Origin of the sequence: Blastococcus mobilis (assembly GCF_900188025.1) — a bacterium.
In the GTDB taxonomy this organism is placed as follows: domain Bacteria; phylum Actinomycetota; class Actinomycetes; order Mycobacteriales; family Geodermatophilaceae; genus Blastococcus_B; species Blastococcus_B mobilis.
This window is the reverse complement of sequence record NZ_FZNO01000044.1, coordinates 1-21,044: the sequence shown is the minus strand read 5'-3', so window position 1 is coordinate 21,044 and position 21,044 is coordinate 1. Positions and strand designations below refer to the sequence as shown.

The window sequence follows — 21,044 nt, the reverse complement described above, 5'->3', positions numbered from 1 at the left end:
CCTGGATCAGCAAACACCGCCGATGCGTGCGCGACTACGAGACCCTGCCCGAGCACGCCGAAGCGATGGTCTACATCGCGATGATCATGACGATGTCCCGACGCCTGGCCCGGTGACCCGGGTTCCGAGACACGTTCTTAGACACAGCCACTAGGGCCGGACACCCTTCACAGGTGTCCGGCCCTGATCCGTGAACGGCGCCCCGATCCGGCGAGGCGACCCGGCCGGGCCGTTCAGGGACTCTCGGTGGCGGTCACGAGGTCCAACGCACCCAGCCGGCGGCCCTCCGCGCGGTGCGCCGCCCCGGCCCCTGCCGCGACGGTGCCGGTGAGTGCTCCAGCGAGCTCGACGGCACCGGCCGGCGGCGGCTCACCCGCCGGGCCAGGTGCTCGGACAGGTGCACGAGGGCGCGCAGCCGGTGCCCGCGGATTGCGGCCGCCGTCGCCGTGTGCGTCACCGACCCGTCCACGGACGGGGTCCAGCCGGCAGTGGCGAGGTCCCCGCCTGGCGCGGAAGCGTCCACGGCCCACGAGGAAGCCTGCCGGGCTGGTGTTGCTCAGCGAGGAAGTCCGGCAGCCGGAACCTGGAGGTGCCGGGCGTGGGCGCCCTTCGTCCTCAAGGCGCTCCCCTTGCGCCGTCCGGCGGGGCCGGCGGTCATGGAGGAGCGCTGCTCCTGCTCGTTCGCAGGCCCGGACGGCGTCGGTTGTGGTAGGCCCTGCACATGAGTGGCAGCGACTATGTCATCGGCCGTCGCGCGGGGGTGGACGGCCAACCGGTCGGCGCGCGTCATGCGGTGGTGGCCGCCGCCACCCGGAAGGCGGCACCGTTCCGAGCCGAATGCGGGGCCGAGGTCGACGTGGTGGATGGCGATTGGCCGCCGGAGGCTGCGGAAGAACACGCATGTCCGATCTGTTATCGAGACACCTCAGGTCCCTTCGCCTGAGCCGCCCGCCGAGCACCGCGCACACCTGCCAATGGCGCAGCGGGTCCACTGGCCTCCTGTTCTGCGAGACGGTCTGCTGTCGCCGCACTGCAGGGTCTCAACGCCGACGACAAGTCGGTAGGTCGACAAGGGGACACGCGCCCGCCGATCTTCGGGCAGCGTGCAGCGGGCATGTGTGGCCTGCTCCAGGCTCTCCCGGTGGCCACGGGACACGCCCGGGTTCGGAGTTTCGGCTGGTCCTCCGGCCGGCTATGCGGTATGCCCTTCCTGCTGGTTGGACCGAGATGCATGTCACTGTCGACACCGCCCGGGGGACCTCATGTATCAGCAGGACCTCGCCCCACTCGGAAGCCTCACCGTCTCGGCGCTCGTCGCGCTCCTCCCGCTGCTGACGATCTTCGTCACGCTGGGTGGGCTGCGGTGGAAGGCACACTGGGCCGGTCTCGCCGCGCTCGTCGTCGCGATCGCCGTCGCGGTGGCCGCGTACGGCATGCCGGTGGGCCTCGCGGTCCTGTCGGCCACCGAGGGCGCGGTGTTCGGCCTGTTCCCGATCATGTGGATCGTCTTCACCGCGATCTGGCTGTACCAGGTCACGGTCGTGAGCGGGCGGTTCGAGGACCTGCGCGCCGCGTTCCACCTGATCTCCGACGACCCGCGGGTGCAGGCCATCATCATCGCGTTCTGCTTCGGCGGGCTGCTCGAGGCGCTCGCGGGCTTCGGCGCTCCGGTCGCGATCACGGGCGTCATGCTCATGGCGCTCGGCTTCTCCGCGGTCCGCGCGGCCGTGGTGGTGCTGCTGGCCAACACCGCGCCCGTCGCGTTCGGCGCGATCGGCACGCCGATCATCACCGCGGGCACGCTGACGGGTATCGACTACAACGAGATCGGGGCCTACGTCGGCCGACAGACGCCGTTGCTCGCGCTCATCGTGCCGGCGCTGCTGGTGCTGATGGTGGACGGCAAGCGCGGGCTGCGGCAGACCTGGCCGGTTGCGCTGTCCGTAGGTGTCACGTTCGCGGTCGGCCAGTTCGTTGCCTCCAACTACCTGTCCGTCGAGCTCACCGACATCGTCGCCGCGCTCGCCGGGCTCGCCGCGGCGGTCGTCACGCTCAAGGTGTGGACCCCGCGGGGTTCCGAGGAGGCCGCCGCGCGCCTGCACGGCGAGCACGAGGCGGAGCTGGACGGCGCGCAGGACCGGCGGGAGGCCGGCTCCGTGACCGGGGCGGGGGCGGGCGTGCAGACCCAGACGCAGCAGCAGGCGCTCACCGAGCACGCTGCGGGCCTCACCCGGAACAGGGTGCTGATGGCGTTCTTCCCCTACCTGCTGGTCATCGCCGTCTTCTCGCTGGCGAAGCTGTTCACCCCGGTGAAGGACTTCCTGGTCGGCCAGGACGTCAAGATCGCGTGGCCGGGCCTCGACCAGAACGTGCTCAACTCCGCGGGCACACCGGTGACATCCACCGTCTACAACTTCCCCTGGTTGTCCTCGCCGGGTTCGCTGCTGCTGATCTGCGGCTTCGTCACCGCCCTGGTCTACCGCGTGCCGCTCGGGCGGGCCCTTCGCGAACTGGCGGCCACGGCCGTCAAGCTCCGCTGGGCCTTCCTGACCGTGGCCACGGTGCTCGCCCTGGCCTACGTCATGAACCTCTCCGGCCAGACCATCACGATCGGCACCTGGATCGCGGGGACCGGCGCGGCGTTCGCGTTCCTCTCCCCCATCCTCGGCTGGCTGGGAACCGCCGTCACCGGGTCCGACACCTCGGCCAACGCCCTGTTCGCGACCCTGCAGCAGACCGCGGCGGAAGAGGCCGGACTCGACCCGACCCTGCTCGTCGCCGCCAACACCTCGGGCGGTGTCGTCGGCAAGATGATCAGCCCGCAGAACCTGACGATCGCCGCGACGGCCGTGGGCATCGTCGGGCGGGAGGCCGACCTGTTCCGCAAGACGATCTTCTGGAGCATCGGCCTGCTCTTCGTGCTGTGCGTGCTGATCTACCTGCAGTCCAACGTCCTGGCCTGGATGCTGCCGTGATCGGAGAAGACGAACCCGACGCGCATCTCCCACCACGGATCGACGAGGGAGCCCCATGAAGGTCGCCCTGTTCGTGACCTGCTTCAACGACACCATGTTCCCGGAGTCGGCCAAGGCCACGGTGGAACTGCTCGAACGGCTGGGGGTCGACGTCGACTTCCCGACCGGGCAGACCTGCTGCGGGCAGATGCACATCAACACCGGCTACCGCGCCGAGGCGTTGCCACTGGTCCGCCGGTACGTGGAGACGTTCGACGGCTACGACGCGGTGGTCGCGCCGTCGGCGTCGTGCGCCGGCACCGTCCAGCACTACCACTCCAGGATCGCCGCCGAGCGGGGCGACGCGGCCCTCCGCGACGGCGTCGCGAACGTCGCGCCGAAGACCTACGAGCTCACGCGGTTCCTCACCGACGTGCTCGGGAAGGAGGACGTGGGGGCGTACTTCCCGCACCGGGTCACCTACCACCCGACGTGCCACTCCCTGCGGGCACTGGAGCTGGGCGACCGGCCGTACCGGCTGCTCCGGGCGGTACGCGGATTGACGCTGGTCGACCTGCCGGAGCGGGAGGAGTGCTGCGGCTTCGGGGGCACGTTCGCGATCAAGAACTCGGACGTCTCCGTCGCCATGGGGGCGGACAAGGTGCGCCACGTGCGGAGTACGGGAGCGGAGGTGCTGGTGTCGGCCGACAACTCCTGCCTCACCCACATCGGCGGGATCCTGGGGCGGGAGCGGTCGGGAGTGCGCACGCTGCACATCGCCGAGGTGCTGGCCTCCACCGAGCGCGCCGCAGGGACGACGCACGCCGAACAGCCGGCGGAGTCGGCCCGGTGGAAGGGCCGACCCGAGCAGGAACTGGCCGGGCAGGAGGTGACGCACCCGTGAGCCACACGTTCGTGGGCATGCCGGCTTTCCCCGATGCGGCGAAGGTCGCGCTCGTCGACACCCAGCTGCGCCGTAACCTCGCCCATGCCACCAAGGTCATCCGCACCAAGCGGAACGGCGTCGTCGGCGAGCTCGACGACTGGCAGGAGCTGCGGCTCGCCGGTGCGGCGATCAAGGACCGGGCGCTGCGCCACCTGCCCGACTACCTCGAGCAGTTCGAGGCTGCGGCGACAGCGGCGGGCGCGACCGTGCACTGGGCGCGCGACGGCGACGAGGCCAACCAGCTCGTGGCCGAGCTGGTGCGGCAGGCGGGCGCGGACGAGGTCGTCAAGGTGAAGTCGATGGCCACCCAGGAGATGGGCATGAACGAGGCCCTCGCCGAGGAGGGCATCGCCGCGCTCGAGACCGACCTCGCCGAGCTGATCGTCCAGCTCAACGACGACCTGCCCAGCCACATCCTCGTGCCGGCGATCCACCGCAACCGCGCCGAGATCCGCGAGATCTTCCTGCGCGAGATGCCGAGCGCGCCGCCCGACCTCACCGACGAGCCGCGCATGCTTGCCGGGGCGGCGCGCCAGCACCTGCGGCGCAAGTTCATGTCGGCGAAGGTCGGCATCTCCGGAGCGAACTTCGCGGTCGCTGAGACCGGGACGCTGGTCGTGGTCGAGTCCGAGGGCAACGGCCGGATGTGCCTGACCCTGCCGGAGACCCTGATCAGCGTGGTCGGCGTGGAGAAGATCGTGCCGACGTTCGCCGACCTGGAGGTGTTCCTGCAGCTGCTCCCCCGGTCGTCCACCGGGGAGCGGATGAACCCGTACACGTCGATGTGGACGGGCGTCACGCCGGGCGACGGGCCGCAGGCCGTGCACATCGTGCTCGTCGACAACGGCCGCACCCGCGCGCTGGCGGACCCGGTGGGCCGCCAGGTGCTGCGTTGCATCCGCTGCTCGGCGTGCCTGAACTTCTGCCCGGTGTACGAGCGGACGGGCGGGCACGCCTACGGCTCGGTCTACCCGGGCCCCATCGGGGCGGTCCTCAACCCGCTGCTCAACGGCGTCGACGCGGGGCCGGTCGAGAAGTCGCTGCCCTACGCGTCGTCGCTGTGCGGGCGCTGCTTCGAGGTCTGTCCCGTGCGCATCGACATCCCTGACCTGCTGGTGCACCTGCGCGGCAAGGTCGTGGACAGCACCCGGGACAGGAGCGTCCCCACCGCCGAGATGCTCGGGATGCGGGCGGCGGCGTGGACCTTCGACAAGCCGGGGCGGCTGTCGGCGGTCCAGCGGCTGGCCGGGCTCGGCCGCCGCATGCTCGGCGAACAGCGGACCAGCCTGGGCCCCGTTCCCTTCGGCGCCGCCTCGAAGTGGAGCCGGGCGCGTGACATACCGCTGCCGCCCAAGGAGTCCTTCCGTCAGTGGTGGCACCGCACCCGAGGAAAGGGAGGAGCCGCATGACCGGGGCCCGCGACGAGGTCCTCGGTCGGATCCGCACCGCCCTGGGTGACGTGCCGCCCGAGGAGACCAGCGAGGACTTCGCCGTCCCGCGGGACTACCGACGCCACCGGGAGCACCCCGAGGGGGACGTCGAGCGCTTCAGCGAGCGGGTGGCCGACTACAAGGCGACCGTCGAGCGGGTCAGGTCCGACGGGGTGGCGACGGCGGTGACGGCCGCGCTCAGCCGGGTCGGGGCGACCCGGGTCGGGGTGCCCGCCGGTCTGCCCGAGGAGTGGGCGGCCCTGACCGACGGCGGCGTGGCGCTGGTGCGCGACACCGTCGAGGAGCCACTGTCGGTCGCCGACCTCGACGCCCTCGACGCGGTGGTGACCGGCTCGACCGTCGGCATCGCCGAGACCGGCACGATCGTGCTGGAGAGCGGCGTCCTGTGCGGGCGCCGCGCACTCACGCTCGTCCCGGACGTGCACGTCTGCATCGTCCGCGCCGAGGACGTCGTCGACGACGTGCCCGCCGCCGTCACGCGGTTGCGCACCGACCGTCCGCTGACGTGGATCTCCGGCCCGTCGGCGACGAGCGACATCGAGCTCGACCGGGTCGAGGGCGTGCACGGCCCGCGCACCCTGCACGTGATCGTCGTCGGAGGGGACCGGTCGTGACGTTGGACCGGAAACTGGTCGCCGAGCTGAAGGCGATCGTCGGTGCCGACCACGTGCGCACCGAAGCCGGAGACGTGGAGCCGTACGCGCGCGACGCGACGCCCGTCTTCCGCGCCGTGCCCGACGCGGTGGTGTGGCCGGCCGAAACCGAGCAGGTCGCGGCCGTGCTGCGGCTGGCCACCGAGCGACGCGTGCCGGTCGTGCCGCGCGGGGCGGGCTCGAACCTGTGCGCCGCCACCGTCCCCGAGCGCGGCGGCATCGTGCTCGTCCTCACCCGCATGGACCGGGTCCTGGAGATCAGCCCGGGTGAGCTGCTCGCGCGGGTGGAGGCCGGGGTGCCGACGTCCGTTCTGGCCGATGCCGCGGCCGCCCAGGGCCTGCTCTACGCCCCCGACCCGGGCAGTCGCACGGTCTCCACGGTGGGCGGCAACGTCGCGACCTGCGCCGGTGGGCTGCGCGGGCTGAAGTACGGGGTCACCCGCAACTACGTCCTGGGCACCACCGCGGTGCTGCCGACCGGCGAGGTGATCCACACCGGGGGGCGGCTGTGGAAGGACGTCGCCGGCTACGACCTCACCCGGCTGCTCACCGGGTCCGAGGGCACGCTCGGGGTGCTCACCGAGCTGACCGTCGCCCTGCTGCCGATGCCGGCCACCACCAACACCGGCGTCGCGTACTTCGGGTCGCTCGCCGACGCCGGCCGCGCCGTCGACGCGATCATCGGCGACGGGATCGTGCCGGCGACGCTGGAGTTCCTCGACGCCAAGTGCATCGGCGCGGTGGAGGAGTACGCGAACCTCGGGCTGCGGCTCGACGCCGGAGCGCTGCTGCTGTTCGGCGACGACGGCCCGGAGGACGTCGTCGACCGCAACCTCGGCCGCATCGGGGAGCAGTGCACGGACAGCGGGGCGCTGGAGGTGACCCTCGCGGAGAACATCGCCCGCTCGGAGGCACTGCTCACGGCCCGGCGGTGCGCGCTGCCGGCGCTGTCCCGGCTGGGGACGCTCACGCTGCTCGAGGACGCGACCGTGCCGCGGCCGAGGCTCGCGGCGATGGTCGACCGCATCGACGAGATCGCCGACCGGCACGAGGTCCCGATGGCGACCTTCGGGCACGCCGGCGACGGCAACCTGCACCCGACCTGCGTGGTCGACCAGCGCGACGAGGCCGCGATCCACCGGGCGCACGAGGCCTTCGGCGACGTGTTCGCCGCCGCGATCGAGATGGACGGGACGATCACCGGCGAGCACGGCGTCGGCGCCGCGAAGCTGCCCTATCTCGAAGCGCGGCTCGGGGCCGACCAGATGGCCCTGCTCCGCCGGATCAAGGCCGCGTTCGACCCGGCGGGGATCCTCAACCCCGGGAAGCTGGGATCATGACGGGTCCCCAGCAGCAGCACATGGCAACGCCGCCGGGCCGGGGGATCTTCGACCCCGCGCTGCTCGACCGCTGCATCTCCTGCGGGTTCTGCCTGCCCGCGTGCCCGACCTACGCCGTCTCCAAGAACGAGGCCTCGTCGCCGCGCGGGCGCATCACGCTGATGCGCGCCCTCGAGACGGGCCGCCTCGACGAGGACGACCCGCGGCTGCGGGAGGAGTCGTCGTTCTGTCTCGGCTGCCGGGCCTGCGAGCCGGTGTGCCCCGCAGGGGTGCAGTACGGCGACCTGCTCGAGGAATGGCGCGACCACCAGTGGCGGGGTCGGCGCCGCCCGCCGCCGGCCCAGGCGCTCATGATGATCGCGGAGCGGACGGCCCTGCTGCGGATGATGGGGCTCGTGCGCCGGCACGCGCGGACGGCCGCCCCCGCGCAGACCTCCCTGATGCTCGGCTGCTTCGAGCGGGGGCTGTTCCCCGGCGTCAGCCGGGCGGTCCGCACGCTGCTGCCCGACATCGCCGTCCCCCCGCACCAGGGCTGCTGCGGCGCGCTGCATGCGCACAACGGCGAGTCCGAGAAGGGCCGCGAGCTCGCCCGCACGCTCGGGGAGACGCTGCCCGGCACGATCGTCACCACCGCCGGCGGGTGCGCGGCGCACCTCGCCGGCGTGCTCGGACGCGACCGGGTGCAGGAGCTCTCCGAGCACCTGGCGAAGACGGGCGCGACGCCGGTCGGGGAGGTCAAGATCGAGGGACGGCGCGCCCGGGTGGCGATCCAGGACTCCTGCCACCTGCGCAACGGGTTGCGCGTCTTCGCCGAGCCGCGCGCGCTGATCTCCGCCGTCGCGGACTTCGTGCCCGTCCAGGGCGACGACTCCTGCTGCGGCTCCGCCGGCACCTACTCGCTGCTGCGTCCGCGCGACAGCAAGCGGATCCTCGCGCCCAAGCTCGACGCGTACGAGGCCGCCGGGGTCGACTACGTCGTGACGGTCAACCCCGGGTGCCAGCGGCAGCTGCACGGCAACCTGCGCCGGCGGGGCAGTGCGGTCCACGCCGTGCACCTCGCGGACCTCCTCGCCGCGGCGGCCGGGGGCCGGCCGCTGCCACGGGGACGGCGGTGGCGGGTGCCGCAGGTCCGGGTGAACCTCCGCCGGCGTCTGCGGAGGCGCGGCGCCAGCGGCGGCACGGCGGGCTGGTCCGCTTGACCGGATCAGCGACACCGCCATGGGCACCGGGGACGACGACCTCGCGGAGTCCGGGGACGTCGCCACCGTCGTCGCCGGGCCGGACCGGCCGGGCGGCACGGCGGTGACCCGCGTCCTCGTCGCTCCCGACAAGTTCAAGGGGTCCCTCTCCGCCACCGCGGTGGCCGCCGCCGTCGCCGTCGGCCTGCGCCGCGTGGCCACCGACCTCGAGGTGGTGCTGAACCCCGTCGCCGACGGCGGCGACGGCACCCTGGAGGCGGCACTCGACGCCGGGTACGCACGGGTACCCGTGCGGGTGTCCGGTCCGCTCGGCGACCCGGTCGACACCGCCTACGCCCTCCGCGAGGGCACCGCGGTCGTCGAGATGGCGGACGCGTGCGGGCTGGTCCGGATGCCCCCAGGGCGGTTCGCGCCGCTGACGGCGTCGAGCGCCGGCCTGGGCGAGGTGGTGCGGGCGGCGCTGGACGCCGGCTGCGCACGCGTGGTCGTCGGGATCGGAGGCAGCGCCAGCACCGACGGCGGTGCCGGCATGCTCGGTGCCCTCGGTGCGCGGTTCCTCGACGCGAACGGCGTGGACCTGCCGCCCGGCGGCGGCGCCCTCTCCCGCCTGGACCGGGTCGACCTCAGCCGGCTGCATCCGGGGCTGGACCGGGCGGAGATCGTTCTCGCCACCGACGTGGACAACCCGCTGCTCGGAGCGCGCGGCGCCGCCGCGGTCTACGGCCCCCAGAAGGGCGCCGGCGCTGCGGACGTCGAGGTCCTCGACGCCGCCCTCGCGCGGCTGTCCCAGGTGCTCGGGACGGCGACCGGCGCGGGGTCCGGCGGCCATCCCGCCGCCGCCCTCCCGGGCGCCGGAGCGGCGGGCGGGGTCGGCTTTGCCGCGCTCGCCGTCCTCGGCGCCTCGGCCCGCCCCGGCATCGAGCTGCTGCTCGAGCTGACCGGCTTCCACGAGAAGGTGCCCGGCGCGGCGCTCGTGGTCACCGGAGAAGGGTCCCTGGACCGGCAGACGCTGGCCGGCAAGGCCCCGGCCGGGGTCGCCGCCGCGGCCCGCGCGCACGGCGTCCCGGTGGTCGCCGTGGCGGGGCGTTGTCTCCTCGACGACGCCGAGCTCGCCGACGCCGGCATCGGTGCGGCCTACGCCCTCACCGACCTCGAACCCGACCCGGCCCGGTGCATGACCGAGGCCGAGCCGCTGCTCCAGCAGCTCTCCGAGCGCGTCGCCCGCGAATGGCTCCTGGAGCCGGACCGGTGACCTGACCGTGTCCGGGACACGAGGACACGCTCAGGGAAGGTCGGCGAGCGTGTAGTCCTGGGCGGCCACGACGTGGTGGACGGGAAGGCCGTACTTCGAAGCGACGGCGCGGGGCAGGTCCATCTGCAGCCAGCGGGACTTCTCCTCCGGCAACGTGGAGATGACGAACCCGGCATACCCCGGGTTGGCCGTCACCTCCGCGTCGATCGCCTCGATCGGATCGGCTGCGCCGACGCGGACGTCGCTGAGCGGCAACCCCTTCTTGGCGAACATCCTGCCGGCTCGGTCGGCGAGCTTCCCGGCGGCGACAGCGGCGTCGTGCTCATCACCCCGCCGGAACAGGAGGTGCCGGACCGGCGTCGCCGGTACGAGCAGCACGAACTCGGCCTCCCCGTCCTGCTCCCGGACGGCGCGGACCTGCTTGAGCAACGCGGGGTTGGTCACCGTTTCGTGCGCGACGACGAGATATCGGGCCATGTCCGCTCCTGCGAACGACGTGTGCACGGGCGAGTCGTGTGGGCGATGGTGCCACGGCGCGCGCGCGTCCGCGAGTGCCTGCGGCAGGGCGGCCCATCGCTGCGTGCTCCGCGTCCGGCGCGACGGTCCGCCGCCAGGTCTCCCCGGTCCGCTCAGTCCGGCTGCGCCTGCAGACCGGCAGCCTCGATCCCGGCCACTGCCGCGGCCTCGTCGTTGTCCGAGGTCTCCCCCGAGACTCCGACGGCCCCGAGCAGCGTGCCGCCCTCGTTCCGGACGAGCACTCCGCCCGGTACCGGGATCAGCGACCCGCCGACGGCCGCAGTGGCAGCCGCGATGAAGTAGGGCTGCTGCTCGGCCCGTGCCATCAGCGCCCGGGACCCCAGGCCGAGGGCGAGCGCCCCCTGCGCCTTGCCGGACGCGATCTCGAACCTCTTGTTGGAGGCCCCGTCCTCACGTTCGGCAGCCACCAGGTGCCCGCCGGCGTCGAGGACCACGACGGTCAGCGGCTTGAAGCCCTTCGCGCGGCCGGCCGCCAGCGCTTCGGCGACGATCGTGCGGGCGGTCTGCAGGTCGATGGTCACGGGGAGCTCCTCGTCGTCTGGGGTACGGGAACGGTTCAGGAGGCCGGGCTCGGTGCCTGGTCGTCGAGGACCGCCTCCTTGGTCTCCGGCTCCCCGCCGCCGTCGGCGGTCGCCTTGGCGCGCTGCCGCCAGCGGGTCAGCGCTCGTTCGGTGTAGCCGTTGGGCTCGCGCCGTCCGGAGAAGACCAGGTCCAGCGCGGCCTGGAACGACGGGCTGCCTTCGAGGTCGGTGCACATCGGCTGGTAGCCCGGCTCGCCGGCGTTCTGCTCGTCGACCAGCGCCGCCATCCGGGCGAAGGTCTCCCGGACCTGTGCCTCGTCGACCAGCCCGTGGTGCAGCCAGTTCGCGATCTGCTGGCTGGAGATCCGCAGGGTCGCGCGGTCCTCCATCAGGCCCACGCCCTCGAGGTCGGGCACGGTCGAGCAGCCGATCCCCAGCCCGACCCAGCGCACGACGTAGCCGAGGATGGACTGCGCGTTGGTCTCCAGCTCGTGGCGCTTCTCCTCCTCGGGCAGGTCGGCGCCACGGTTCGGCAGCACCGGCGGCACGAGCAGGCCGCGCCGGTCGGCCAGCGGCCGCTTCTTCAGCTCCTCCTGCACCGCGAGGACATCGGTCTCGAGGTAGTGCAGCGCGTGCAGGGTCGCGGCGGTCGGCGACGGGACCCAGGCGGTGTTCGCCCCGGCCCGCGGGTGGCCGCCCTTGGTGTCGAGCATCTCGCGCATCGCCGACGGCTTGGCCCACATGCCCTTGCCGATCTGGGCCTGCCCCGCGAATCCGGCGCCCAGCGCCACGTCGACGTTGCGGTCCTCGTAGGTCGTGAGCCAGGTCTGCGACCGCTGGTCGTCCTTGCGGACCACCGGCCCTGCTTCGAAGTCGGTGTGGATCTCGTCGCCGGTGCGGTCGAGGAAGCCGGTGTTGACGAAGATGACGCGGTCGGCCGCCCGGGCGATGCAGGCCTCCAGGTTGGTCGAGGTCCGCTTCTCCTCGTCCATGATGCCGATCTTGAGGGTGGTCGGCTCCAGGCCGAGGGCCTCCTCCACGGCGGCCAGGAGCTCCACCGACAGGGTCACCTCGTCGGGGCCGTGCATCTTCGGCTTGACGATGTAGACGCTGCCGGCCCGGGTGTTGGAGTACCGGGCGTTGCCCCGGAACTCGTGCAGCGCGGCCACCGCGGAGACCAGCGCGTCGAGGACCTCTTCCAGCAACGGCTCGCCGTCAGCGGTGCGGACGGCGTCCAGCCGCATGTGATGGCCCACGTTGCGCACGAGCAGCAGCGAGCGGCCGGGGAGGGTCAGCTCCTGGCCGTCGACGCCGACGTAGGTGCGGTCGCCGTGGACCGAGCGGGTCACGGTGCGCCCGCCCTTGCCGAACGAGGCGGTCAGCTCGCCGGTGCGCAGCCCCAGCCAAGTCCGGTAGGCGCCGACCTTGTCCGGGCCGTCGACGGTGGCGACCGAGTCCTCCAGGTCCACGATGGTGGTCACCGCGGACTCGAGCACGACGTCGGACACCCCGGCGTGGTGCTGTGCACCCACCTTGGTCGAGGGGTCGATCACCAGTTCCAGGTGCAGCCCGTTCCGGCGCAGCAGGACCCCCGCCGGCCCGTCGCCGTCCCCGGGCCGGTGCCCGACGAACTGGGACGCATCAGCCAGGCCCGTCGTCCCCGTGGCCGTCTCGACGGACAGCTCCCCCGCCGAGGGCAGCCGGTAGGCGACGACGTCGGCGTGACTGCCCTCGGCCAGCGGGAAGAAGCTGTCGAGCAGGCGGTCGGCCTCGGCGATGACCTGGGCACCACGGCGCTCGTCGTAGCCGGGTGCCAGCTCGTGCTCCATCGGCAGCGCGTCGGTGCCGTACAGGGCGTCGTACAGCGATCCCCAGCGGGCGTTCGCGGCGTTGAGCGCGTAGCGCGGCACGTTCGCCGGGACGACGAGCTGGGGGCCGGGCACCTCGGCGATCTCCCGGTCCACGCGCTGCACGTGGACGGTCGGCTCCTCCGGCGGCAGCAGGTAGCCGATCTCGGTCAGGAAGGCCTCCAGCGCCTCGACGTCGCCGACGCCGTGCTCCCGGTGCCAGGCGTCGATCTGCTCCTGCAGCTCGTCACGGCGGCGCAGCAGCTGCTCGACCCGCCCGGCGAACCGTCCGTGGAGGTCGGCGACGATCGACCAGAACTGCTCCGGTGCCAGGTCGAGACCGGCGACCAGCTCGTCGGCCACGAAGCTCCGCAGCGCCGGGTCGACCTGCAGCCCGCCGGTCGCGTCGCGCACGGTCTCGTCGGTTCCGGTCTCCACGCTTGTCTCCCCATCTCCGGCGGGACGGGCCGTCCCGCTCTGGACTCTCTGACCCATCACTGTCTATCCGCTGCGCCGGACGCCGTTTCGTCCGGTCCCCCATAACTGCCCCGGCTAGAAGCTCCCGGGCTCGGCGGTACGCGCGTCGAGCCGCGGTCGACCGCTGCGCGCGGTGGCCGCGGCGATCGGGTCCACGCCCCGGATCGAGGCGTCCAGCAGCTCGACGGGGTGGAACATCGGCAACTCCCCCGGCCAGTACCGGCGGATCTGCAGCAGGCAGCCCGGGTTGGCCGTGGCCAGCGCGTCGGGCTTCACCGAGAGCACGTTGTCGACCTTCCGCCGGCCGAGCTCCTCGGCCGGCTCGGGGTGGACGAGGTTGTAGATGCCGGCCGAACCGCAGCAGATCTCCGCCTCGGGGATGTCGGTCACCTGCAGACCGGGGATGGTCCGCAGCACGTCGCGAGGCTGGCTGCGGACGCCCTGGGCGTGCCCGAGGTGGCAGGCGTCGTGGTAGGCCAGGCGCGCCTCGATCGGGTGTCTCTCAGCGACAGGGCCGAGCTCGGCCAGCAGCTCCGAGACGTCCTGCACCTTCGCCGAGAACGCGGCGGCCCGATCGGCGTAGTCCGGGTCGTCCCGCAGCAGCCGTCCGTACTCCTTGAGGGTGGAGCCGCAGCCGGCGACGTTGGCGACGATCGTGTCCACCTCGACCTCGGCGAAGGCGTCGATGAGCCCCCGCGCCCTGTCCAGGGCCTCCGGCTCCCGCCCGGCGTGCTCGCTGAGCGCGCCGCAGCAGCGCTGGGTCGGCGGGGCGACCACCTCGCACCCCTCCGCGGTGAGGACCCGGACGGTGGCCTGGTTGACGTCGGCGAAGAACACCCGCTGGACGCAGCCGGTGAGGAAGCCGACCCGCCGCCGGGTCGTTCCCACGGCGAGGGTGACGGCCGGGGTCCGCGTGGCGAGGTGACGCAGCTTGGCCGGCGGCATCAGGGCCTCCACCGCCTGCAGCCGCCGAGGCAGCAGCGACACGAGCCCGGTCCGGTGCAGCAGGCTGCGCAGACCCAACCGTCGATACAGCTCGCCGAGGACGGCGGCGACGCGCAACCGGCTGGGGTACGGGAACAGCGCGAAGATCATGCCGCGGAACAACCGGTCGGTGAGGGAGCGCCGCCGGTTGCGCTCGAGCTGCGGACGGACCGCCTCGATCAGCTTGTCGTACTGCACGCCGGACGGGCAGGCGGTGACGCAGGCCATGCAGCCCAGGCACATGTCGAAGTGCTGGGTGTAGGTGTCGTCGAGCGGGACCTTGCCCTCCTTGCCCAGCTTCATCAGGTAGATGCGCCCGCGCGGCGAGTCCATCTCCTCGCCCCACAGGGCGTACGTCGGACAAGTGGGCAGGCAGAACCCGCAGTGCACACAGTCGGAGATCAGCTCGTCGGACGGCGGGTGGTGCAGGTCGAAGACCCCGGCGCCGTTGCCGATGGCCACCGGCTGGACGCTCACGCGCTGGTCCTCGTCGCGGCTGATGTCGGTCATGACCTGTCGCGGTCCTCTCCGGGTGCCGGGTGCGGGAGCCACGAGCCGAGCCGGCCCGGGGCGCAGCGACCGTGGGGGTCGAGTCGTCGGTGCAGGGAACGCAGCAGCCCGACCGAGGACGGCGGTGGCCCGACGGCATCCACCTCGGCGTCGACGGCGGCCGGCCGGTCGCGCAGCAGGACGCTGCCGCCCATGGCCAGCACCCGCTCCCGCCAGGCGGTGACCGCCGCACCCACCGCCGCGGGCGCGCCGGCGAAGCGTGCGGTGTGCAGCCCGAGCGCGGGCCTCGAGGCGAGGGCGGTGCGGACGCCGGAGGCCTCCGCGGCCTCCGACAGCGCCCACGCCACGTCCGCCGTGCGGCCGGGCAGCGTGCCGGCGACGGCCAGGGTCTCCTCCTCCTCGGGGCGGTGCCCTTCGGCCAGCCGCTGCCACACGGTCTCCTCGTCGGCGCCGGTCCGCCACTCGACACCGGCAGCGCCGCCGAGGAGTTCGCCGGCCGCCGACCGCCGGCCCTCGACGCCGGCCGGGGTCCCCTCGAACCGGACTGCCAGCAGCCCTCCGTCGACGTCGCCCCAATCCACGGCAGCGGGTTCCAGCGGCGAGGCCGCGAGCCGCAGCGCGAGTTCGCCCGCCTCGTCGACGGGCACCTGCACGGTCGCGGTGGCGGTGGCCGCGGGACGGGGATGCAACCGCAGGACCACCTCGGCGACGAGGCCGAGGGTGCCGAGGGAGCCGTAGAGCAGCTTGGGCAGGTCGTAGCCGGCGACGTTCTTGATGACCGTTCCGCCGCCGCGGGCGACGGTGCCGTCGGACAGCACCAGGGTGACGCCGATGACCAGGTCGCGCAGGGCGCCGTACCGGAGCCGCCGCGGTCCCGAGTCGCCAGTGCCGAGCAGGCCGCCGACCGTCGCCCCCGCGCTCTCGGTGCTCGGATCGAGCGCCAGCCACTGCCCCTTCTCGCCGAGCAGGTCCTGCAGGTCGCGCAGCGGCATGCCCGCACCCACGGCGACCGTCATGTCCGCCGGGTTGTAGGCCAACACGCTCGAGAGCCGCCCGGTCTCGACGACCAGGGCCGGCTCGACCGGTCGGCCGGCCCAGGCCTGCTTGGTCCCGGCGCCGCGGAAGAGGAGAGGGCCGTCGGTGCCGCGCAGCAGGTCGGCCGCCTCGGTGACCGACTCCGGCCGCTCCACGGCGACGGATGTGCTGTTCACCAGGGTCACGGCGTCCTCACAACCGCTCGATGATGCCCGCGGACTCCAGCGGGTGCGGACGGTAGGGGCCGGGGCGCTCGCCGCACAGCCTCGGCGTGGGAAGGACCTTGCCGGGGTTGCAGAGGCCCTGCGGATCGAAGGCCGCGCGGATGCGGGCCATGACCGTGAGGTCGTCGGGTCCGAACATCTTCACCATCGAGCACGCCTTGTCGCTGCCCACCCCGTGCTCGCCGGTGATGGAACCGCCCTGCTCCACGCACAGCTCGACGATGGCAGTGGCGAGGTGCTCGGCCTGCTCGGCCTGCCCCGGGACGGCGGCGTCGTACAGGACCAGAGGATGCAGGTTGCCGTCGCCGGCGTGGAACACGTTGGCCACGCGCAGGCCGGCCGCGTCCGACATCTCCCGGATCCGGGTCAGCGTGCTGCCGAGCTTGGTCCGGGGGATCACGCCGTCCTGCACGAAGTAGTCGGGGCTGATCCGCCCCATGGCCGCGAAGGCGGCCTTGCGCCCCTTCCACACCTTGGCCCGCTCGACGGGGTCGCCGGCGATCCGGATGTGGGTGGACGCATTGCGCCGGCAGATCTCCTGCACCCGCTCGAACTCCTCCTCCACCTCCGCTTCCACCCCGTCCAGCTCGACCACGAGCGCGGCCGGGGAGCCCAGGGTGTAGCCGGCCTGCACCGCCTTCTCGCACGCCTCGATGGCGAGCTCGTCGAGCATCTCGACGGCGGCGGGGACGATCCCGGCCGCGACGAGGTCGCTGACGGCGTTGCCGGCCTGCTCGGCGTCGGGGAAGTCGGCGACCAGCGTCCGTACGGCCTCCGGGCGGCGGAGCAGCCGGACGGTGATCTCGGTGACGATCCCCAGCGTGCCCTCGGAGCCGAGGACCACTGCCCGCAGGTCGGGCCCCAGCTGGTCGGTGGAGTCGCCTCCGAGGGTGACCACGTCGCCGTCCGGGGTGACGAACGTGAGCGCCAGGACGTGGTTGGTCGTGAACCCGTACTTCAGGCAGTGCGCGCCACCGGAGTTCTCCGCCACGTTGCCGCCGATGGTGCACACGATCTGGCTGGAAGGATCGGGGGCGAAGTACAGGTCGTGCCCGCCGACCGCGGCCGAGATACCGGCGTTGGTCACGCCGGGCTGCACGACGGCCCGCTGGTTGTCGACGTCGACAGAGAGCATCTTCCGCATGCGGGCCAGGCCGATGACGATGCCGTCGGCCACCGGCAGCGCTCCCCCGGAGAGCCCCGTCCCGGCACCCCGGGCGACGAACGGGATCCGGTGCCGGGCGCAGAGCCGGACGACGGCGGCGACCTCCTCGGTCGTCGCGGGCAGCACGACGAGCGCCGGGGTGACGCGGTAGCCGGTCAACCCGTCGCACTCGTAGGTGTGCAGCTGGGCGGGTTCGGAGATGAGGCCGCCGGGGCTCACGACCGCGGCGACCTCCTCCCGGAACGCCGCCGTGACCGCTCCTCTGGGGGTCTCAGCCACCAGTTCGCGGTACTCCTCGGTGTACGTCGTCACCGCTGCCCCCCAGTTTCGCGCTGAGCTCGCTCGAGGCCACCGTCCAGAGCGACTCGACGAGCGTGCTGTGGGCCATGTCACCGCGCCCGCAGCCAACCCGCAAGCCGTAGACGGATTCCGTTGCAGCGCATGTGGTCGATCACGGTGATCGTCAACCTGGCGCCGACTGCCCCGCCGCGGCAGCGCACCCCCGAGCGTCCTGTCCGGTGATGCCGGAGGCGCCCCCACGGGACACCCTGCATGGGTCGGGTCAACTCCTGACCCGACTCCCCCGGTGCGCACTCACCGATTCGTCCCGCTGGACGGCGCTGCGTCCCTTCAGCACGAGGACGGCCAGGGCCAGGGCAACCACTGCCGCCAGGAGGCCGAGACCGGTGCTCTCGGTGGTGCCCGAGACGAGATAACCGACCGCCGACGCTCCGGCGGCGACCAGGGCGTAGGGCTGCTGCGTGACCACGTGGTCGATCAGGTGCACCCCGGCCCCGATGGAGGACAGGATCGTCCTGTCCGACAGCGGCGAGGTGTGGTCGCCGAAGATCGCGCCGGCGAGGACCGCCCCGAAGACCGTCGTCGGCACCAGCGCCATCGTGCCGGCCGTCTCGCGCCTCGTGCGGGGATTCCGGGACGCCGACCGTCCCATCGTGCACGTCGTCCGGCTCTACGAGGGGGCTGACGTCGACCTGCCACGGCGCAGCCTCATCGAGTCGGGTGCGCCGGTGGTTCGCCCTGGCTCGGCGGGCTCGCAGCTCGCTCCCGAACTCCGGCCCCCCGGCGCCCCCCTCGACGTGAGCACCGTCGTGATCGCCGGCTGCAACTACCCGAACTGTCCTCGCGCGACCGTCTACGACGCGAGCGAGCACGACTACCGGACCCTGATCGCCGCGGACGCCATCTCCGGGCTGCGGCGCATCCACCTGCAGGAAGCGGGTCGGATGGGCGTGCTCCACGCGAGCAGCGACGAGATCCTGCGCCGGCTTTCGCGGGGCACCGGGGTTGACGCGAGTCACGTCAGCTGAGGTGCAGCCGTGCGCGTATGTGGCGTGTCGCCCCTCGGACACGCATCACAAAATCCCCACGGTTCGTTCACCGTGGGGATTCCGTTCCTTTCAGGCGTCAATGGCTCTCATGTCGCGGGTGGCTGACTTCCCGGTGCGACCGCCGGACGGCTCTTGCGGCGCGCGGCCCAACTGCAGCAGCCGCAGGGACAGCGCGACCCTCGTCGGGAAGAGCGCCAGCATGATCGTTGCCCGCTGCAGCAGGCCGACCCACTCATGCAGTGGCGCCTCCTCCGGAATGGCCCCCAAACGCATCACGACGAACGCCAGGACGCAGGTGAGCCCGGCCGCCAGCGTCCAGCGCCAAGCCGGACCACGCGGGATCGGACGCGATCCGCCGCGACAGCACCAGCAGCCCGACGGCGCTGGCCGCGAAGAAGGCGCTGCCTGCCACGATGTGCCCACCCGGGTCGTAGACCTCACCGGCGGCGTCCTGGCGCAGCGGGATCGCCGCGGCGAACAGCAGCGCCAGACCGCTGACACCGAACAGCGCCGGTCCGGCGATGCCCCGGCGGCTCGGCCGCAGGCCGCGGTGCAGGCCGACGGCGAAGATCAGGGTCAGCAGCCCGAACACGACGAAACTCACCTGCTGCACCCAGCCGTAGGGGCCGGCCTCCAGGGCGCTTACGGCTGCTTCGCGGGGCTGAACTCCCCACTTCGCAGGCGCTCGAGCACCAGGAAGGTCAGGGTGAAGATCACCGGGCCCGCCACGCCCGCGACGCCGGCGGCCCACAGGCCTGCTCGGGCACGAGGGCCGCTCGTGGCGTTCCGCTGCACGGTGCCGCGCTCGCGCGCTGCGTCGATACGTCGCATGACGACCTCCCCATCTCGGACCAGGACACCTCCCGGTCGATGGAGCCGACGCTAGGAACGGCCGTACGTGGTGGGTATGGGGAGTTCTCCCCAGTCGATCAGGCCGTGCTCCATGGCGAACACCGCAGCCGCGGCCCGTGTGGAGACGCCGATCTTCGCGTAGGTGTTCTGCACATGATGATCGGCCGTCTTCACGGAGATCCCGAGGGCGCGCGCCACCTGCTTCGTCTGCAACCCACGGGCTAGCCGGACCAGCACCTGGACCTCGCGCTCGGTGAGACCCGCGGGTCGGCCCACGCGCTGCACCGGCTGGCCGGCAGCCACAGGACGGCGACCGCGCTCACGCCGTCCAACCGCCCGGCATCGACCTCTCGACGTAGCACCTCGGCCGCCTCGGCTGCGGGTAACGCGTCTCGGTACGGCCGTGGCTCGGTCAGCGCCCGGTAGACGTCTGCGGCGGCCACGAGCCGAGCCGTCAGGGGTAGGGCCGCCGCCGTCGAGCCACGGTGATAGCCCGAGCCGTCCAGCCGCTCGTGGTGTGCGGTGGCGGCGGGCAGCAACCGGGCGAGCATCGGCGAGTGACACAGTGCGCGCTCCCCGTGGTAGCTGTGCAAGCGCACCTGTTCCCACTGGTCGGGTGTCAGGGGCCCCGGCTTGCACCAGACACCCGCTGAGATCGCGACCCTGCCGACGTCGTGCACGGCCCCTGCCCGCCGCACATCGCGGACAACCGCATCGGTCAGGCCACAGTGCCGCCCGGCCGCTGCAGCGAGTTCCGCCACGCCGGCCGAGTGGCCCGCGAGATGTGGCGCCACCAGGTCGGCGAAGTCGCCCAAGGCTGACAGCGCCCGGTCGATCTCGGCCCCATGGAGCACAAGGGGCGCTCCCGGCTCGGCCGCGAGCACGGCGTCCCACGCGGGGACTTCGTCTGTGCCGGCCAGCACGGCTCTTGCGTCGCCGGTCAGCGCGGCGACCACCGCCGGGTCGAAGGCACCGCCGGCCCGGTCGGCGATGACGCGTTCGGCGTGCGCCTGCCCGCCCAGCAGCCGCTGGAAAGTCGCGTCTCGGGCGACGTGCATGATCCGGAGCGCCTGCGGCAGCTGCTCGCCCGCGAGACGACCTGGTTCCCCTCGCCCGTCCCATCGCTCGGTGAAGGCAGCGAAGAGCGAGGCCACGTCAGGCCCGACGCCCGTCCGAGCGCTCAGCATCTCCCCGACCTCGCACATCGCAGCCATGTGCCATCGGTAGCCGCTGGCCGCACGCGGCAGCTTGCGCAGCACTCTCGCCAACTGGACCACCGGTCCGCCCGATCCGGCCAGGGCCCGGACGACGCCGCCGAGGGACTGGGCCGGACTGCCGAAGATGACCGGGTCGAAGTACTGCTTCAGCGCGCCCTCGTCGAAGATCTCGGCGGCAACCTCGGCATCGGCCGTGCACCCGACGTAGAACAGCCGGGAGCCGTAGTACGTGCGCGAGGCCGTCTCGTCGTCCACTGCCAATCGCTCGCAGAGCCGCATCGCAACCAACGTGCTGTGCAGGCCGTGCTCCAGCGGGAAACCCCGTGCGAGGTCCGTGGCCAAGCACAGGCCCGCAAGCAACTCGGCCGCGCATACCTGGTCACTGTCGGACGGCGCAGCGCCGGACATCTCGCCACGCTAGGACGGCATGGGATGGTGTCTCGCCCCGGGTCTGATGGAGGCTCTCAATCCACTGGAGGATGAGAGTCATGGCGGCACCGAGGAAGTACCCCGACGAGCTGCGGGAGCGGG

21 protein-coding genes are annotated in these 21,044 nt (G+C 72.7%); 9 read left to right on the top strand and 12 right to left on the bottom strand.

Annotated elements, in window-relative coordinates:
- Window positions 1-253: 253 nt before the first annotated feature.
- A complete protein-coding gene (locus CHB94_RS23245) occupies window positions 254-457 on the bottom strand; it encodes a hypothetical protein (protein ID WP_141137617.1) in 204 nt (67 codons plus the stop codon).
- 264 nt (window positions 458-721) lie between these two features.
- Here CHB94_RS23245 and CHB94_RS24735 point away from each other — a divergent pair, with 264 nt between their 5' ends.
- From CHB94_RS24735 to CHB94_RS23210, 8 genes are all read left to right on the top strand, one after another.
- Entirely contained in the window at window positions 722-943 is a 222-nt protein-coding gene (locus CHB94_RS24735) for a hypothetical protein (protein ID WP_141137616.1), read from the top strand.
- A gap of 319 nt (window positions 944-1,262) precedes the next feature.
- Window positions 1,263-2,975: an L-lactate permease gene (locus CHB94_RS23240; protein ID WP_089338920.1), complete on the top strand. Its 1,713-nt coding sequence runs from the start codon at window positions 1,263-1,265 to the stop codon at window positions 2,973-2,975.
- A 55-nt stretch (window positions 2,976-3,030) separates the two neighbouring features.
- Window positions 3,031-3,858, top strand: coding sequence for a (Fe-S)-binding protein (locus CHB94_RS23235; protein ID WP_089338919.1), 828 nt, complete (start codon window positions 3,031-3,033; stop codon window positions 3,856-3,858).
- Entirely contained in the window at window positions 3,855-5,309 is a 1,455-nt protein-coding gene (locus tag CHB94_RS23230; protein ID WP_254920877.1) for a lactate utilization protein B, read from the top strand. Before CHB94_RS23235 ends, CHB94_RS23230 begins: the two co-directional genes overlap by 4 nt.
- The gene (locus CHB94_RS23225; protein ID WP_089338918.1) at window positions 5,306-5,965 is read left to right on the top strand and encodes a LutC/YkgG family protein; all 660 of its coding nucleotides are present in this window, start codon (window positions 5,306-5,308) and stop codon (window positions 5,963-5,965) included. Before CHB94_RS23230 ends, CHB94_RS23225 begins: the two co-directional genes overlap by 4 nt.
- Window positions 5,962-7,344 carry an FAD-binding oxidoreductase gene (locus CHB94_RS23220; protein ID WP_089338917.1) on the top strand — a complete coding sequence of 461 codons (1,383 nt, stop codon included), beginning with the start codon at window positions 5,962-5,964 and terminating at the stop codon, window positions 7,342-7,344. Before CHB94_RS23225 ends, CHB94_RS23220 begins: the two co-directional genes overlap by 4 nt.
- Complete coding sequence (locus tag CHB94_RS23215; RefSeq protein ID WP_217899475.1) at window positions 7,341-8,543, top strand: (Fe-S)-binding protein; 1,203 nt, start codon at window positions 7,341-7,343, stop codon at window positions 8,541-8,543. Before CHB94_RS23220 ends, CHB94_RS23215 begins: the two co-directional genes overlap by 4 nt.
- A gap of 19 nt (window positions 8,544-8,562) precedes the next feature.
- The gene (locus CHB94_RS23210; protein WP_089338916.1) at window positions 8,563-9,795 is read left to right on the top strand and encodes a glycerate kinase; all 1,233 of its coding nucleotides are present in this window, start codon (window positions 8,563-8,565) and stop codon (window positions 9,793-9,795) included.
- 30 nt (window positions 9,796-9,825) lie between these two features.
- Here the strand turns inward: CHB94_RS23210 and CHB94_RS23205 are convergent, their stop codons facing one another.
- The 7 genes from CHB94_RS23205 to CHB94_RS23175 all read right to left on the bottom strand — a co-directional run bounded on the left by CHB94_RS23205 (window position 9,826) and on the right by CHB94_RS23175 (window position 17,984).
- The gene (locus CHB94_RS23205; protein ID WP_089338915.1) at window positions 9,826-10,272 is read right to left on the bottom strand and encodes a hypothetical protein; all 447 of its coding nucleotides are present in this window, start codon (window positions 10,270-10,272) and stop codon (window positions 9,826-9,828) included.
- 152 nt (window positions 10,273-10,424) lie between these two features.
- The gene (locus CHB94_RS23200) at window positions 10,425-10,853 is read right to left on the bottom strand and encodes a GlcG/HbpS family heme-binding protein (RefSeq protein WP_089338914.1); all 429 of its coding nucleotides are present in this window, start codon (window positions 10,851-10,853) and stop codon (window positions 10,425-10,427) included.
- Between the two features lie 35 nt (window positions 10,854-10,888).
- Window positions 10,889-13,138 (bottom strand): malate synthase G, encoded by a 2,250-nt coding sequence (locus CHB94_RS23195; protein ID WP_217899474.1) that lies wholly within the window; start codon window positions 13,136-13,138, stop codon window positions 10,889-10,891.
- Between the two features lie 114 nt (window positions 13,139-13,252).
- Complete coding sequence (locus CHB94_RS23190) at window positions 13,253-14,671, bottom strand: (Fe-S)-binding protein (protein WP_089338912.1); 1,419 nt, start codon at window positions 14,669-14,671, stop codon at window positions 13,253-13,255.
- Complete coding sequence (locus tag CHB94_RS23185) at window positions 14,668-15,882, bottom strand: FAD-binding oxidoreductase (protein ID WP_217899473.1); 1,215 nt, start codon at window positions 15,880-15,882, stop codon at window positions 14,668-14,670. The genes CHB94_RS23190 and CHB94_RS23185 overlap by 4 nt, the downstream gene beginning before the upstream one ends.
- Before the next feature lie 16 nt (window positions 15,883-15,898).
- The gene (locus CHB94_RS23180) at window positions 15,899-17,407 is read right to left on the bottom strand and encodes an FAD-linked oxidase C-terminal domain-containing protein (protein WP_217899472.1); all 1,509 of its coding nucleotides are present in this window, start codon (window positions 17,405-17,407) and stop codon (window positions 15,899-15,901) included.
- A 250-nt stretch (window positions 17,408-17,657) separates the two neighbouring features.
- Window positions 17,658-17,984 carry a Na+/H+ antiporter NhaC family protein gene (locus CHB94_RS23175; RefSeq protein ID WP_217899471.1) on the bottom strand — a complete coding sequence of 109 codons (327 nt, stop codon included), beginning with the start codon at window positions 17,982-17,984 and terminating at the stop codon, window positions 17,658-17,660.
- Between the two features lie 10 nt (window positions 17,985-17,994).
- Between CHB94_RS23175 and CHB94_RS23170 the strand changes: the two genes are divergently transcribed.
- Entirely contained in the window at window positions 17,995-18,423 is a 429-nt protein-coding gene (locus tag CHB94_RS23170) for a cysteine hydrolase family protein (RefSeq protein ID WP_217899470.1), read from the top strand.
- A gap of 253 nt (window positions 18,424-18,676) precedes the next feature.
- On the opposite strand, the gene CHB94_RS23165 is transcribed toward CHB94_RS23170, so the two are convergent.
- From CHB94_RS23165 to CHB94_RS23155, 4 genes are read right to left on the bottom strand one after another with little or no spacing between them, the layout of a single operon-like run.
- A complete protein-coding gene (locus CHB94_RS23165; protein ID WP_254920876.1) occupies window positions 18,677-19,057 on the bottom strand; it encodes a DUF998 domain-containing protein in 381 nt (126 codons plus the stop codon).
- Window positions 19,058-19,086: 29 nt separating this feature from the next.
- On the bottom strand, window positions 19,087-19,275 hold the full coding sequence (locus tag CHB94_RS26465; protein WP_254920875.1) for a hypothetical protein: 189 nt from the start codon (window positions 19,273-19,275) through the stop codon (window positions 19,087-19,089).
- A 51-nt stretch (window positions 19,276-19,326) separates the two neighbouring features.
- Window positions 19,327-19,533 carry a response regulator transcription factor gene (locus CHB94_RS23160; RefSeq protein WP_176445715.1) on the bottom strand — a complete coding sequence of 69 codons (207 nt, stop codon included), beginning with the start codon at window positions 19,531-19,533 and terminating at the stop codon, window positions 19,327-19,329.
- Window positions 19,518-20,921: an HD-GYP domain-containing protein gene (locus tag CHB94_RS23155; RefSeq protein WP_089338908.1), complete on the bottom strand. Its 1,404-nt coding sequence runs from the start codon at window positions 20,919-20,921 to the stop codon at window positions 19,518-19,520. Before CHB94_RS23155 ends, CHB94_RS23160 begins: the two co-directional genes overlap by 16 nt.
- Between the last annotated feature and the right edge of the window lie 123 nt (window positions 20,922-21,044).